A 14,229-nucleotide genomic window follows, 5' to 3' on the forward strand; every position below is an offset into this window, starting at 1 on the left:
AATGTTTTTTAAAAAAAAGTCCAAGCGGGGCTTAAAAGGTAGCGCGCAGCGCACCTATGCGGACGGGGTGGATTATACGGACACGCAAGGCAGATATTCAGACGCAGACCTTGACGAGGACGATTTTTTTGACGATGATGAATTTTATAGCGATGAAAATTTTGGCGGAGGCTTTAGCGAGGTAGGGGCTGGCTTCCGAAAAAATCGCAACGGAACCTCACACAGCGTAGACGAAACAGGCTCTGCCTCTGAAGCCACAAGTAGCAGCTCTAATTTAAGTGGTAAAAGCTCCGCTGCAAGCGGAAACTACGAAAGTAGCGTGCAAGCAGACGTGGGCTTTTACAGCGCGGAATTTATTGGGGGCGGCGATTTAAAGAGTGCAGAATTATACGCGAAAGAAAATCACTTCCCAAACGACGCGGATTTTGCGGCTCAGAGCGTAGAGCGCGGCTCTCAAGGCATAGGCTTTACGGCGCAAGGTATAAATTCTGCCACGCAAGGATTTTCTTTTGCGCCACAGAACGCAGATTCTGCCGCTAAAAAAGCTTTAAAGAAGCGTAAAAATTTAAAAGAACGGCTGAATTTTATCAATCCGTTTTCACCGCTTAAGCAGATTTTTGCAGCTCTTGCGCTGATCGTCTGTGTCGTTTTTGCGGGCATCTTCGTGGGTGACGTGCTGTTTGGCAAACGATCGTTTGAGGTGCTACGCCAGCTGCAAAAAGAAAAGGCGTTTTTATTCACCGACGTCGAGCGGCTAAAAGAGGAAAACGCTGAGCTGCAAAAGCTTTATTTAGAGCGTCGCTCGCTCGACCCGGACCTTAAAAAATGAGAAAAATTTTTTTGCTAATTTTAGGTCTTTGCGCTTTTTTTAACGCTGAGAATTTAAATGGCGCAAATTCAAACGCTACGAAACCTAGCATCGTCGCGATAAAAGAGCAAAATTCTACCGATTTGGCGATTAAAGAGCCAAAAACAGGTGCGCAAAGCCCAAACGCTAAAAAGCAAGCTGTAATGAAACCTGAAACATCTAAAAGCCCTATCGCAGCAATGCAAAAAAGCGCCGCAGAAGCTAATTCCAGTATTAAAGCAAGCGCCGCCAAAAAAGCCATGAGCGCGCAGCTATTGCAGACTGAAAAAAAAGCTCCTGACCCCAAAGCGGGCATCGGCGCTCCTTCGCAGGTTATAAAAATGGAGCTGAACTCTTCCGTGCAGCATTCAGCTACGACGCTTCCGCCTCCTGATGAGTTACCGATTGCACCGGAAGTAAGCGAGCCAAATTCTACGGTAGCGCAAAATTTTAAGGCGACACAGAATTCTACAGCTCAAAATTCTACGGTGCAAAACTCCACTATGCAGCAAAACGCGCAATCTGCTCCGCAAAATTCCAATCCGGCGCAAAGCTCCGTCGCCACGCCGCAAAATACTCCTGCGCCTAAAAATTTTACGCAGCAAACCTTTGCGCTTCCTTCAGACGCTCTTACGATCGAAAGCATGATCGTGCGATATAGGGACGACGACGGGGCTCTGCATGAAAAGATCGTTGATATCAATCGCTCGATTGATTGGCACGATGATTTCGTGCTAAGCGCGAGCGCCAAACCCGCGCTACATAGGGCACTGGACGTCTCGGTTACTTCGACTGATCCAAATTTACAAAAGCAGGTCTCGCAAAGTGGCATCACGCCTAGCTTCGCGCCGCGCCTGGAGCTACCGCTAGAGACGCTTAAATTTGACGACGGATTAAAATTTGTCATCCGCAAAGACAGCGTGCAGCTCATCACCGCAGACGATTTCAAAAGCTCCGACGCAAATGCTTCGGGCACGCTTGAAGCGGAGTTTTGGCGCCAAGAGATCCCGCTTAGCGGCGCGAGCTTCGCTGTAAATATCGGTGGCTTTAGCGATATTAATGTTACTAAAGAGGACGGCTACTACCGCATCGGCGTACGCTCGCGCGAGGGTAACCTCAGCATCAGACGCAAAGATGGCGGGTATTTGATCTACAAAAATTCTAATTAAGGAGAGACTATGACACATTTAGAGATTATGAAATTTCGCCACGCGTGCAAAATTTTTGACGAGAACAAAAAGATCGGTAAAGCCGATTTTGACGCTATTTTGCAGGCAGGCATCTTAGCACCTAGTTCTACGGGGCTAGAACAATGGGACTTTTTGGTTGTACAAAACAAGGCACTGCGCGAGCAGATTCGCGAAAAATCATGGAATCAGCCGCAGATCACCTCTTGCTCACATCTGGTCGTGATTTTAGCAAAGATCAAGGACATAAAGCTAGGAAGTGATTATATCGAGCGAATGATTACACGCAAAAAAGACGAAGCGCCCAAATATATCGGCGACAGGCATAAATTTTATCGAGATTTTTTAAGCGGTTATTTTCACAACGACGATGAGGAGCTATTTAATTGGTCGCACGCGCAGTGCATGTTCCCGGCTCTGGCGATGATGAACGAGGCCGCCAGCCGCGGTATCGATAGCTGCCCTATGGAGGGGTTTGATCGCGCAGTGCTAAATAAAATTTTAGGCATTGATTGGAACGATCGCCGCGTGGCGCTACTCGTACCTTTCGGCTACCGCGTAAACCCGCAGCCGCAAAAGATCCGCCGCAGCATGGATGACGTAGTAAAGTGGATCGAATAAATTAAAAACGGCTTTAAGGCGTTAAATTTACAGCGCGCAAAATTCCAAAGCCGGCGCGCGAAGCGGCAAGCGCGTTTTTAGGAATTTACCGCGCTTTAGCCTTTTTTCTCGCCCGCAAATCTTGTGCGGCGAGATTTAGAATTTTAAGAAATCACCGAAAATTTAAACGAAGGAGCGAGCGTGAAAAAAATGTGGGAGGGGCGCTTTAGCGAGGCGAGTTCGGCGCTTTTGGAGGAGTTTAACGCCTCGATCGGCTTTGATAGGGCGCTTTGGCGGGAGGATATCGCGGGCAGTAAGGCGCACGCAAGAATGCTCGGCGCCTGCGGGATTTTAAAGGCTGACGAGAGCGAAAAGATCATCGCGGGGCTTGATGCCGTATTTGAGGAGATAAAAAGCGGTAAATTTGAGTTTAAAACCGCCGACGAGGATATCCACATGGCGGTCGAAAAGCGCCTAAGCGAGCTCATCGGAAGCGATCTTGGCGGTAGGCTGCACACGGCGCGCAGCAGAAATGATCAGGTCGCGCTTGATTTTCGTCTCTACGTGCTTAAAAGCGGCGCTGCAATCGCCGAAAAAACTCGCGAACTAGTAGAGGCTCTGCGAGATATAGCTAGCGAGCACATGAACACGCTGATGCCAGGCTACACGCACCTCCAGCACGCTCAGCCCGTGAGCCTTGCCTATCATTTGCTAGCTTACGCGTTTATGTTTCGCCGCGACTACGAGCGCTTTGCCAGCTCGCGCGAACGAAATAATCTCTGTCCGCTAGGCTCCGCCGCGCTTGCGGGCACGCCGCATCCGATAAAACGCGAGCTGGTCGCGCAGCAGCTCGGTTTTGCGGGAGTGACGCCAAACGCGATGGATAGCGTCAGCGACCGCGATTTTGCGCTGGAGATTTTGTTTAACGTAAGCGTGCTGATGACGCATGCATCGCGCCTGTGCGAAGAGCTCATCTTGTGGAGTTCGCAGGAGTTCGGATTTGTCACGATCAGCGACGCGTACAGCACGGGCAGCTCGATCATGCCGCAGAAGAAAAATCCCGACGTCGCCGAGCTAATACGGGGCAAAACGGGGCGCGTAAACGGCAATCTCGTCGCGCTGCTAACGGTGATGAAGGGCTTGCCGCTAGCCTACAACAAAGACATGCAGGAGGACAAAGAGGGCGTTTTTGACAGCGTCGCCACCGCTCTTGCGAGCCTTGAAATTTTAAAACAGATGCTAAAAACGGCCAAATTCAACGAGCAAAATATGCTCGCGATGACGCGCCGCGGGCACCTCACGGCAACCGATCTGGCTGATTATCTCGTGCGGGAGAAAAACGTGCCGTTTAGACAAGCTCACTTCATCACGGGCAAGGCTGTGGCGTATGCGGAAAATTTGGGTCTAGATTTGAGCGAGCTAAACGCGCAACAGTTTGCAAGCGTGGATGAAAGCTTGGGCGGCGATGCGGTTAAATTTCTTGATCTAAACGCTTCTAAGGAGGCGCGCAAGTCGCAAGGAGGCACGGCAAATGAGAGCGTAGCAGCGCAGATTGAAATTTTAAACGAGTGGCTGAAAGGCTAAATTTAAGGAGCTAAATACTGCACGGATGCTCGGACGAAATTTAGTGCTAAGTTTGGGCGAGAGCATGCCACTTGAAGCGCGCGAGATAAACGGATACAATCTGATACCGATATTTAAGGGTTAGATCAGCAAAATTTTAAAATTCATAGTTGTGATTTTAAAATTTCGTAGCCGCGGTTTTAAATTTTAAAATTTGGCGAGCTTGACGATCTGTGTGGATGCATACACAGGCTGCGCGGAGCTGACGAGCTATGTAATACGTCTGCCGCGCGCAGATTAAGCTTTGCGGCGGCGTTATTAAGTGCCGCCGCAGACTGTAAAGTAAAATTTAAAGGACAGGCTCCGCGCAAAGCGGAGCGCTTGACTTGAAGTTTAGGACGTGGGCTGAAATTTAAAAGCGCACCGATAGATTATCCAAGTGCAGCTAGAAAGCGCGAGCAGACTTTGCGGGCGGGTTTTAATCGGCGTCGAGGGCGGCGCGGAGCGGAATTAATTTAAACTCAAAGATTAATGACGGCGGATCGGATTTTTTTCGAGAGCGGAATTTAATCGAAGCAAATTTAAACATGGAGGGCGTTTTGATATATCTGGTGTCTAATACGAGATTTGATCATCCGCAGGTGAGGCAGCTTACGGTCTGCGAGATAAAATTTCTCAAATTTAGCCTGCCTGCGCAGATCGGCGCGCTAATTTTTACCTCCAAAAATGCGGTGGCGGCGATAAAATTTAATGAAATTTCGCCTGATTTAGATACGCCCGTTTACGCTATCGGCGAGCCATGCGCTGCGGCTGCGCGCGAGTTTGGATTTCGCGGCATTTATACGGCGCGGCACGGGCACGGAAATGAATTCGCCGCCGAGATCGCGCCGCTCTTGCGGGGCAGAGACGCGCTGTATCTGCGTGCGCGCGAGACGGTATCGAAGCTGGGGCAAATTCTATCTAGCGCCGACGTGCAGCTGCAAAGCGTGATCGCCTACGAAAATTCTATTCTCAGCCTCCCCGCCGCCGCAAAGCCGCCGCAAGGCAGTACGCTGATTTTTACCTCTCCTAAAAACGTCCGCGGCTTTACCGCAAATTTCGGCTGGGACGGGAGCTATAGGGCGATTTGTATCGGCAAGACGACGGCGAGCATTTTGAGCGAGTTTTGCGAGCCGATAATCTGCGAAAGAATGTCGATAAAATCCTGCGTCGATCTGGCGCTTTTGCCATAGTTTAAGCAAATTTTGACTATAATTTTGCCCAAGCCTGGGTGAAGCGAGAGCGTTTTATATGAGGGTTCAACATATTTGTATAAGCGACGATGTGATAGGTCCGTGTGACGCGGCTCGGCTCGAGCTTTTTTTAAAGTTACGGGTTGCGACCTAGAGATTTTTCCTAGTTGCAAGATTGGCTTTGTTTGAGCCGATTCTTTTTACGCAACGCTCACTTGGGTTTTTTACGTTACGGAGGCTTCATTGAATATCCTAATAATCGGCGGCGGCGGTAGAGAATACGCGATCGGGCTAAGACTTCGCGAGGATAAAAACGTTTTAAATCTGTATTTTGCTCCGGGAAACGGCGCTACAAAGGCGCTCGGTAAAAATTTAGATTTAAAAGATTTTGATGAACTTGCGCTCTTTGCCAAAAACAACGACGTAGCCCTTACCGTCGTAGGCGCCGAAGAGCCGCTTACAAAAGGTATCGTGGATATTTTCAAAGCGCAAGGTCTTGCAATATTCGGTCCCAGCGCCGCTGCGGCGAAGCTTGAGGGCTCTAAAGCCTATATGAAGGACTTTCTGGCGCGAAATCATATTAAAACCGCAAAATTTCTAAGCAGCGACGATCTCCCCGAAATTTCAAAATTTATAGACGATCTAAACGGTCACGTCGTGGTTAAAGCGGACGGCTTGTGCGCAGGCAAGGGCGTCATAATCGCAAATTCCAAAGATGAAGCTAAAAAAGCCGCCGCGGACATGCTAAGCGGCGAAAGCTTCGGCGAAGCAGGCAAGCGCGTCGTCGTGGAGGAGTTTTTAGAGGGCTTCGAGCTGAGCTTTTTTGCGATCTGCGACGGGGAGAATTTCGTAAGCTTGCCCGTAGCGCAGGATCACAAAAAGCTTCTTGACGGCGATCTAGGCCCGAACACCGGCGGCATGGGAGCCTATGCGCCAAGCCCGCTAGCGGATACCGCGCTGATAAAAAGAGTAGAAAGCGAGATCGTAGCGCCTACGCTAAAAGGGATGAGGCAGCAGGGCACGCCATTTTGCGGCGTGCTGTTCGTGGGGCTTATGATCGTGAGCGGCGAGCCTTACGTACTGGAGTACAACGTCCGCTTCGGCGATCCGGAGTGCGAGGTTTTGATGCCGCTAATTGACGGCAATTTGAGCGAAATTTTATACAATGCCGCCGTAGGCAAGCTAAGTAGCATAAGCTTAAAAGAGCGATTTGCGGTGGGCGTCGTGATGGCTAGCGAGCGCTACCCTTACGGCTCTTCGCAGCCTGAGCCGATCAAGACGGGCGAAATTCCTGCGGACGCGCATATCTGCTATGCAGGCGTGAGCGAGCGGGAGGGGCAAATTTACGCTAGCGGCGGACGCGTTTTGGTAGGCGTGGGCGTCGCACAGAGCCTAAAGCAGGCGCGGGACACGGCTTACGCGCTGTGCGAAAATATAAAATTTAGCGGCGCGCAGTATAGGCGTGATATCGCGCACCAAGCCTTAAGAGATAAAATTTGATCATCGCTCCGCTTAGCAAGCGCGTAATCGCGTTTAGTATTGACGAAGCGGTGAGCGTAACGCTTTTTGTGGTCGTGCTATTTGCTATCGATGAGCCAGAGCTTGTCGCAGCGGCGCAGAGCGGAAGCAATCTTGAGGTACAAAAGATCGCGTCAAAATTCATTTTGCATTACGCGATAATAAAATTTTTATATCAGGCGATTTTTGTCTATCTATACGGCGCGACGCTAGGCAAGCTTGCGGTTAAAATTTATTGCGTCCGCGCTGACGGCAGCTCTATGGATATCGCTACTGCAGCGATCCGCGCGGCGGTTAGGTTGATAAGCGAGATGATCTTTTATATGGGATTTTTGGTGGCGCTTTTTACGAACTCGCGTCAGAGCCTGCATGATATGGCGGCGAAAACATTGGTGGTAGAGATTGAAAAAGAGTAAAAAATTTAAAATTCTAGCGCTTAGTTTTAGCGCTCTTTTAGCAAGTAGTGCGAGTGCAAAGGTCCAAGACGTCGAGCTCATAGCAGATAATGTCGAGAAAAACGGCTTTTTGACGGAGGCAAGCGGCAACGTAACGGTGTATTCGCAGGACTACTTTATCACCGCCGATCGCGCTACATACGACGAACAAAACGGCATCATCGAGCTTTTCGGCAACGTCAATGCGATGCGCGGTAGCAGCGAAACTACGCGCGCGCAGCACGTCAAAATCGATCTGAAAAACGACAAGCAGGAAGCCGACGTAAATTTTATGATGGACAAGGACTCCGAGCTTTGGATGCAAAACGACGCCAGCTGCAGCGACAGCGAGTATTACCGCGTGGAGGGCTCTAGCGTATCTAGCTGCAACGTCACCGATCCCGATTGGCGTATTAAATTTAGCAGCGGCATGCTCAATAAAGAGAGCAAATTCCTCCATCTGTTCAATCCGAGATTTTACGTGGGCGATGTGCCGGTGCTCTATCTGCCGTATTTCGGCTTCCCGACCGACCGCACGCGCCGCACGGGCTTGCTGCCTCCAGAGGCTGGTTACATCAGCAAGGAAGGGATCTATTATAAGCAGCCGATCTATTTCGCGCCTTACGATAGCTGGGATTTTCAGCTCGATCCGCAGGTGCGCACGCGCAGGGGCTTTGGCGTATACGGGACATTTCGATTTACGGAGTCGCCGTATTCTTACGGCGAGATTAGAGGTGGAGTTTTCGATAACTTCTCGCGGGCGCAAAAACGCCTCGAATACAAAAATGAGCGCCACCACGGCTTTGAAGTGCAATACGATCGCAGCAAGCTTGCGACCTATCTGCTAGACGGCGATCTGCGCGAAAATTTATGGATCGATTTTACTCAGCTAAACGACCTTGAATACTACGATCTGAAGGAAAAGGGAGGTCTTGGCAACGATGCGGATAACTCGCTCGTAACTTCACGGCTGAATTATTATTTGACCGGCGACGAGCACTATTTTGGCGCTTACGGACGCTACTATATTGATACTAGCAAGCTAAACGCCGATAATACCTTCCGCAACGAAGATACCGTCCAAGAGCTTCCGACGCTGCAATATCATAAATTTAGCAATGATTTGGGACTGCCAAATTTGATCTATTCGCTTGATGCAAAAGCGCGTAATTACACCAGATGGGAGGGCGCGACTGCTCGCCAATACGAGTTTGACATACCGATTAGTATAAGCACGCCGCTACTGGCGGATTATTTAAATTTCGCCTTTACCGAGCGAGTGTATATGACCAATATCGATTGGCACGATAAATTCTACTACGCAAACGGCGATCTTGGCGAGGATAAAAGCACTTTCTACGCTAATCAATACACAGAGCTTTCGCTCTACACCGACGTAGCCAGGGCTTACGATAGCTTGTATCACACTATGAGCTGGAGGGCGGATTTTAGAATTCCCGGATGGCAGCAAGGCGATATAGAGGATAGAATTTTAAAATATCATCAGTATAAATACGACCTTGCTCGCGGCGCAGTAGATCGCTCGCGGCTGGGTAACTTGCAAGACTCGCTTTATTGGGAGGATAACTTCTTAAGCGAGCTTAGCGACGAATACACCCACGAAAATGCAGCTTTAAGTATGACGCAGTTTTTTTATAATGAAGACGGACGTAAATTTTTACGCCATAGCGTCAAGCAGCGATATGACTTCGACGATCACGAGTTTGATGATTTAGAACACCGCATCGATGCATATTTTGCAAATGGGCTAAATATCGGAAACCGCTTTACCTACTCACATAAATATAAAAGCTTTGATAAGGTCTATACCTACGCCAACTACTCCAACGACGACTTTAGCTTTGGACTCAGCCACGCTTACGAATACGAAAAGCTAAGCATGGAGCCTAAACGCTATACGAAAGATAACTACGGCATCGTAAACGCTTCGGTAAATTTGCCTAGGAATAATAAAATTTTTGGGCGTTGGGATTACGACTTGGAGCGATCTTATTCTAAAATGTGGCGCGTGGGGCTTTCTCATACGCGCAAGTGTTGGAATTACTCTTTTGTGTATCAAGAGGATATTGAGCCTAAAAATACCAGTACGACGGGCTACAGCAAAGCAAGCAAGGAGCGCGGAATTTACTTTCTCGTAAATTTCTATCCGTTCGGCGGAGTAGGGTATGATTTTTCGGTAAATAGCGAATACGGAAGCGAAAAATAATGACGCCTAGAGCTGAGCTGATGTTTGAAAACCAAATCGACGCCGCGATGAAACTCGCAGAAATTTTACCCGCTACCGTGATCAAAAACGAAAATTTTCTAATAATCGCTCAATCCCTGGAGTCGCTTCCTATCGCAAACCATCTTGCTCTAAAATTAGGGCTTGCTTATGAGTTTTTATTTACAGAACCCGTTTTAGCGCCAAATAATCCTGAATGTGCGATCGCGTGCGTAAGCGAAACCCAAGAGATCGTGATGGTGGATGAGCTCGTGCGAAGCTTCGGCATCAGCCTGGATTATGTTTACGGACAGGCAAACAGACTTTATGAGGAGAAAATTTTAAAAAATATGTATAAATTTCGCAAGGGCGAGCTTTTGGGAAATTTGGAGAAAAAAAACGTCATCTTGGTAGATGAGGGGTGTGAGAGCGGGCTGACCGCGCTTACTTGCATAAAGACGCTCGTAAGCTTAAACGCCAAAGCGATCTTTTATGCCACGCCCGTTATCGGCAGCGATAATGCGGACGAGATCGCTATGCTGGTGGATGGAATTTATGCCGTTCACAAGATCAGAGATTTCGTGAACGTGGATTTTTATTACAAAGAAAAAACGCTCTCAAGCGCGGAGGAGATAATGCAAATTTTAAACAAATGCCCGCTTTATCTGCCGTTTCACGAAACCAACAAAAACAAGGAGAAAATTAATGCAGTGCAAAATTGAAGTAAATGGCAATACCGAAATTTTCGATATCAATAAGGTCGCAAAGCAAGCCGCGGGTGCGGCGCTTTTGCGTGTGAAAAATACCGTCGTGCTGGCTACCGTAGCGCGCGAAGAGACGCAGGTGCAAGAGGACTTTTTACCCCTTACCGTTCAATATATCGAAAAGATGTACGCAGCGGGCAGAATCCCCGGAGGCTACATCAAGCGCGAGACCAAGCCGGGCGATTTTGAGACACTTACCAGCCGCATCATAGACCGCTCGCTGCGCCCGCTTTTTCCGAAGGGATACGCGTATCCGACGCAGATCGTAGTTTACGTGCTATCGGCGGACCCCGAGGTCGATCTGCAAGTCGTCGCTCTTAATGCGGCGTCTGCGGCGCTGTATCTTAGCGACATCCCGATTAAGGCGCCCGTTTGCGGCGTGCGCATAGGCTATCAAAACGGAAATTTTATCCTAAATCCGAGCAACTCCGCACTTAAAGCTAGCGCGCTCGATCTTTATGTAGCGGGCGTCGGCGATGAGCTTTTGATGATCGAGATGCGCTCCTTGCCGCAGATTAATGGCGGCGCGCAGCAGATGAATGAATTTAGCGAAGATCTGATGGTAGATGCAATAGATTTTGCCGCAAAGGCGATAAGCGCGGGTTCAAACGCCTACGAAGAGGCTTTTCTGCCGCTTAAAAAGCCGGATGCGAGCCTGGAGTACAAGCCCGAGATCGAGGATGAGGATATCGCGGATTTTATCGACGCAAACTACAAAGACGCCGTCAAAGCGGCGATCAATCAGATGGCAAAGAGCGAACGCGCTACCGAACTAAATAAAATCGTAGATCAAATTTTAGCGACCGAAGCCGCGGCGCAAAACGAATGGAGCCAAGAGGTGATCTCCAGCGTCATCGGCAAGTATAAGCGCGGCATCATCCGTACGCAGATCATTGAGGATCATTGCAGAGCCGACGGACGCGCGCTTGATGAGGTGCGTCCGATCAGTATCGAGACAAATATCCTGCCGTGCGCGCACGGAAGCTGCCTATTTACGCGCGGGCAGACGCAGGCTTTGGTCGTCACTACGCTAGGCGGCGATAGCGACGCGCAGCTAAGCGACAGCCTAACGCAGCTCGAGCCGATCAACGATAGATTTATGTTTAACTACAACTTCCCGGGCTTTTGCGTCGGCGAAGCAAGCCCGCTCAAAAGCCCGGGCAGACGCGAGCTGGGACATGGAAATTTAGCCAAAAGAGCGCTATATCCGAGCATCGATCTAAACTCGCCGCAGTCCATCCGCGTAGTGAGCGAAATTTTAGAGAGCAACGGCTCAAGCTCGATGGCTTCGGTCTGCGGCGGCGCGCTATCGCTTCGGGCGGCGGGCGTACCTACGCTAAAGCTCGTTGCGGGCGTCGCGATGGGCTTAATTTTTGAGGGCGAAAAACACGCCGTGCTAACCGACATAATGGGGCTTGAGGATCACGACGGCGATATGGATTTTAAGGTCGCGGGCACCTATGAGGGCATCACCGCGCTTCAGATGGATATCAAGCTTGGCGGCATCAGTCTGGAGGTTTTAAAAGAGGCTCTAGCGCAGGCAAAGCAGGCTCGCGCGCATATTTTGGGCCTTATGGAGCAGGCGGATGCGGCGATCGTTATAAACGAGGACGTGCTTCCGAAGCTCGAAATTTTTAGCGTCGAGGCGAGCAAAATCCCCGACATCATCGGCCAAGGTGGCAAGGTCATCAAAGAGATCACCGAAAGCTTCGGCGTAAATATCGATCTGGATCGAGAAAAGGGCGAGGTTAAGATCCAAGGCGCCAAAGCTAGCGGCGTATCGGGCGCGAAAGATAAAATTTTATCGATAGTCTCTAATTCTCGCGATTTTCGCAAGCCGCGCGGTGAACGCAAAGAGGTAAAATTTCAGATCGGCGAGGAGTTTGACGGCGTGGTGCAAAGTGTGCTGGATTTCGGCACCTTCATCTCGCTGCGAGACGGCGTGGACGGGCTACTGCGCGCTAAATTTATCACGACGCCTTACAAGGCGGGCGATGTGGTGCGAGTGCGCGTGACCGATCAGAAAGGCTCTAAAATTTCACTGGAACTGGCTTAAAATTTTAATAGGAGTATGAGATGCAGCTTAAAAAGATATTTTTCCCTATTGGCGGCGGCGAGGAGCTGGCCGAGCGTATACACGGAGCGCTGCTCGTAAATAAATTTTTCGGTACGCACATCAACATAATGGCGTGCCAGCTCGATCCTAAGATGATCTACAACGTCCGTATGACGCTAAAAGGCGGCGTGTTGATGGAGGAATTTTTAAAATCCGCGGGCGATGAGATGAGGGCCGAGCGTGAGGTGATCAAAGCTATCTTCGACGCCGAATGCGCTAAGCTCGGCTTAGATCAAAACGACGACGATCACGTCCCAAATAGCGCCGCTTTGAGGCATATGGTAGGTATCCGCTCCGAGCTGGTCGAGAAATACTCCAAATATTGCGATTTGGTGCTGGTTTCGGTGCCGCCTACGGGATCTATCACGGGCACATTCGAGGCGGCGGTCACCAAAAGCGGCAAGCCTTGCATCGTCATACCGCGCAAGCTGAAGGAGTTTAGGGCGGATAAAATTTTAGTTTCGCTTACCGGCACTGCGGCGTCTGCGCGAGCGCTCGATAATTGGCTGGAGCTTTTGCAGCGTGCCAAATCTATCACCGTCATTACCGCAAATCACTACCTTCAGGATGATCTTGCCGAAACGAAGCGCCGTATAAGCGATTATCTGGCTCTGCACGGCATTAAAATTGATGTTTTCGAGGCACTGAATGTCGAGGGCAAGATCCCGGGACAGGTGCTACTAGAGTACGCCGACGCGGGCAATTTCGATCTCATCGTCGCGGGCTTACACTCAGACAGCGGCATAAAGGAGATCTTTTTAGGCGGCGCGTCGAAATACTTCCTACAAAAGACCAAAATTCCGGTCTTAATGTAGCTTAAAGCTTAGATACCGCGTCGCGGCACACCGCCCGCACCGCGTCTAGGCTTAAGTCGGCTTTAAGCGCCGCAAGCTAAATTTTAAAATTTAATCGGCTCGCTTTGGCTTTATTAACCTGTCCGCAAATCGTGCAGTTATGCCATTTTGCGGATGAATTACGATTAATTTTTACCGCTAGCTTTGTTGACGAGCCGCGTTTGCTTTGCCGCGGCTAGCGGAAGCAAGTATATCTGCGGCGAGCGAGGGCTGGCAGTCGCGTCAAGTGCGCCGGTCCATATTTAAGCGCGGCGAGTTTGGAATTTCCATGCTTGTCGTTTCGGCTGCGTCGCGGATTTCGCATAAATTTGCACTTAAAATTTCCGCTTGCACGTTAAATTTTAAATTACAAGGAGCGCAGATGGCATTTGAAAATGCAATCATCACAAAAGATGATGATGAGAAGTATGGATTGAGTAAGATTTACTACAAATATAATCCATACTATGAGACTTTTATTAATGAGCTGCGATGGACTATTGATCGAGATGCGGATTGTTGGCTGTGGAAAATTTATAGTTTTCCCGATCCAGACTATGACCATGGCACTGATTCTAAAGGAATTTGGATTTTATATTATAACGGTGAAGTTATTGAAGTCACTCTTGATTATGATATCGACGAAGCATTGAGACCCGAAAAATTCCATAGAATTTGGAAACTGCTCAATCTAAATCCAAAGCAAACACCTCTTTTGTCGGCAAGCGATATAACGAAGCTGTTGAATGTAATATTAAAAGCGTATGGTTATTCTACTCGGGAACAAATCCCAAACTACACTATGGAACTACAAGACCTAACCGATTGCGGCGTAAAATAGAGCTTTAAATTTAACTCTATTTTAATCCTGCACCAGATCAAATTTCATAGAATTCTGAAATTCCGAAATC

The 14,229-nt window shown here is 49.2% G+C and carries 12 protein-coding genes; all 12 read left to right on the forward strand.

The annotated features are described in order from the left end of the window. Position 1 precedes the first annotated feature (1 nt). The 12 genes from Q0537_RS05660 to Q0537_RS05715 all read left to right on the forward strand — a co-directional run bounded on the left by Q0537_RS05660 (position 2) and on the right by Q0537_RS05715 (position 14,159). Positions 2-829, forward strand: coding sequence for a hypothetical protein (locus Q0537_RS05660; RefSeq protein ID WP_299225848.1), 828 nt, complete (start codon positions 2-4; stop codon positions 827-829). Then, positions 826-2,016 (forward strand): hypothetical protein, encoded by a 1,191-nt coding sequence (locus tag Q0537_RS05665; protein WP_299225853.1) that lies wholly within the window; start codon positions 826-828, stop codon positions 2,014-2,016. The genes Q0537_RS05660 and Q0537_RS05665 overlap by 4 nt, the downstream gene beginning before the upstream one ends. 9 nt (positions 2,017-2,025) lie before the next feature. Next, a complete protein-coding gene (locus tag Q0537_RS05670) occupies positions 2,026-2,655 on the forward strand; it encodes an NAD(P)H-dependent oxidoreductase (protein WP_299225856.1) in 630 nt (209 codons plus the stop codon). Between the two features lie 189 nt (positions 2,656-2,844). Further along, a complete protein-coding gene (gene argH / locus Q0537_RS05675; RefSeq protein WP_299226158.1) occupies positions 2,845-4,218 on the forward strand; it encodes an argininosuccinate lyase in 1,374 nt (457 codons plus the stop codon). Positions 4,219-4,796: 578 nt separating this feature from the next. After that, positions 4,797-5,429, forward strand: a complete 633-nt coding sequence (locus tag Q0537_RS05680) for a uroporphyrinogen-III synthase (protein WP_299225859.1) — start codon at positions 4,797-4,799, stop codon at positions 5,427-5,429. 243 nt (positions 5,430-5,672) lie between these two features. Next, the gene (purD, locus tag Q0537_RS05685) at positions 5,673-6,929 is read left to right on the forward strand and encodes a phosphoribosylamine--glycine ligase (RefSeq protein WP_299225862.1); all 1,257 of its coding nucleotides are present in this window, start codon (positions 5,673-5,675) and stop codon (positions 6,927-6,929) included. Further along, entirely contained in the window at positions 6,926-7,363 is a 438-nt protein-coding gene (locus Q0537_RS05690) for an RDD family protein (protein ID WP_298986911.1), read from the forward strand. The genes purD and Q0537_RS05690 overlap by 4 nt, the downstream gene beginning before the upstream one ends. After that, positions 7,350-9,608, forward strand: coding sequence for an LPS-assembly protein LptD (locus tag Q0537_RS05695; RefSeq protein WP_299225865.1), 2,259 nt, complete (start codon positions 7,350-7,352; stop codon positions 9,606-9,608). Before Q0537_RS05690 ends, Q0537_RS05695 begins: the two co-directional genes overlap by 14 nt. Continuing rightward, entirely contained in the window at positions 9,608-10,327 is a 720-nt protein-coding gene (locus tag Q0537_RS05700) for a phosphoribosyltransferase family protein (RefSeq protein WP_005871536.1), read from the forward strand. The genes Q0537_RS05695 and Q0537_RS05700 overlap by 1 nt, the downstream gene beginning before the upstream one ends. Beyond that, on the forward strand, positions 10,311-12,425 hold the full coding sequence (locus tag Q0537_RS05705; RefSeq protein WP_299225869.1) for a polyribonucleotide nucleotidyltransferase: 2,115 nt from the start codon (positions 10,311-10,313) through the stop codon (positions 12,423-12,425). Before Q0537_RS05700 ends, Q0537_RS05705 begins: the two co-directional genes overlap by 17 nt. A gap of 20 nt (positions 12,426-12,445) precedes the next feature. Beyond that, positions 12,446-13,300: a universal stress protein gene (locus tag Q0537_RS05710; protein WP_299225872.1), complete on the forward strand. Its 855-nt coding sequence runs from the start codon at positions 12,446-12,448 to the stop codon at positions 13,298-13,300. Positions 13,301-13,700: 400 nt separating this feature from the next. Further along, on the forward strand, positions 13,701-14,159 hold the full coding sequence (locus Q0537_RS05715; protein ID WP_299225875.1) for a hypothetical protein: 459 nt from the start codon (positions 13,701-13,703) through the stop codon (positions 14,157-14,159). Positions 14,160-14,229 lie beyond the last annotated feature (70 nt).

Origin of the sequence: uncultured Campylobacter sp. (assembly GCF_938017775.1) — a bacterium.
Classification (GTDB): Bacteria; Campylobacterota; Campylobacteria; order Campylobacterales; family Campylobacteraceae; genus Campylobacter_B.

Coding starts and splice junctions, on each gene's coding strand:
- Q0537_RS05700 (WP_005871536.1), top strand. CDS start 9,608: ATGACGCCTAGAGCTGAGCTGATGTTTGAAAACCAAATCGACGCCGCG.
- Q0537_RS05715 (WP_299225875.1), top strand. CDS start 13,701: ATGGCATTTGAAAATGCAATCATCACAAAAGATGATGATGAGAAGTAT.
- Q0537_RS05710 (WP_299225872.1), top strand. CDS start 12,446: ATGCAGCTTAAAAAGATATTTTTCCCTATTGGCGGCGGCGAGGAGCTG.
- argH (WP_299226158.1), top strand. CDS start 2,845: ATGTGGGAGGGGCGCTTTAGCGAGGCGAGTTCGGCGCTTTTGGAGGAG.
- Q0537_RS05665 (WP_299225853.1), top strand. CDS start 826: ATGAGAAAAATTTTTTTGCTAATTTTAGGTCTTTGCGCTTTTTTTAAC.
- Q0537_RS05670 (WP_299225856.1), top strand. CDS start 2,026: ATGACACATTTAGAGATTATGAAATTTCGCCACGCGTGCAAAATTTTT.
- Q0537_RS05705 (WP_299225869.1), top strand. CDS start 10,311: ATGCAGTGCAAAATTGAAGTAAATGGCAATACCGAAATTTTCGATATC.
- Q0537_RS05660 (WP_299225848.1), top strand. CDS start 2: ATGTTTTTTAAAAAAAAGTCCAAGCGGGGCTTAAAAGGTAGCGCGCAG.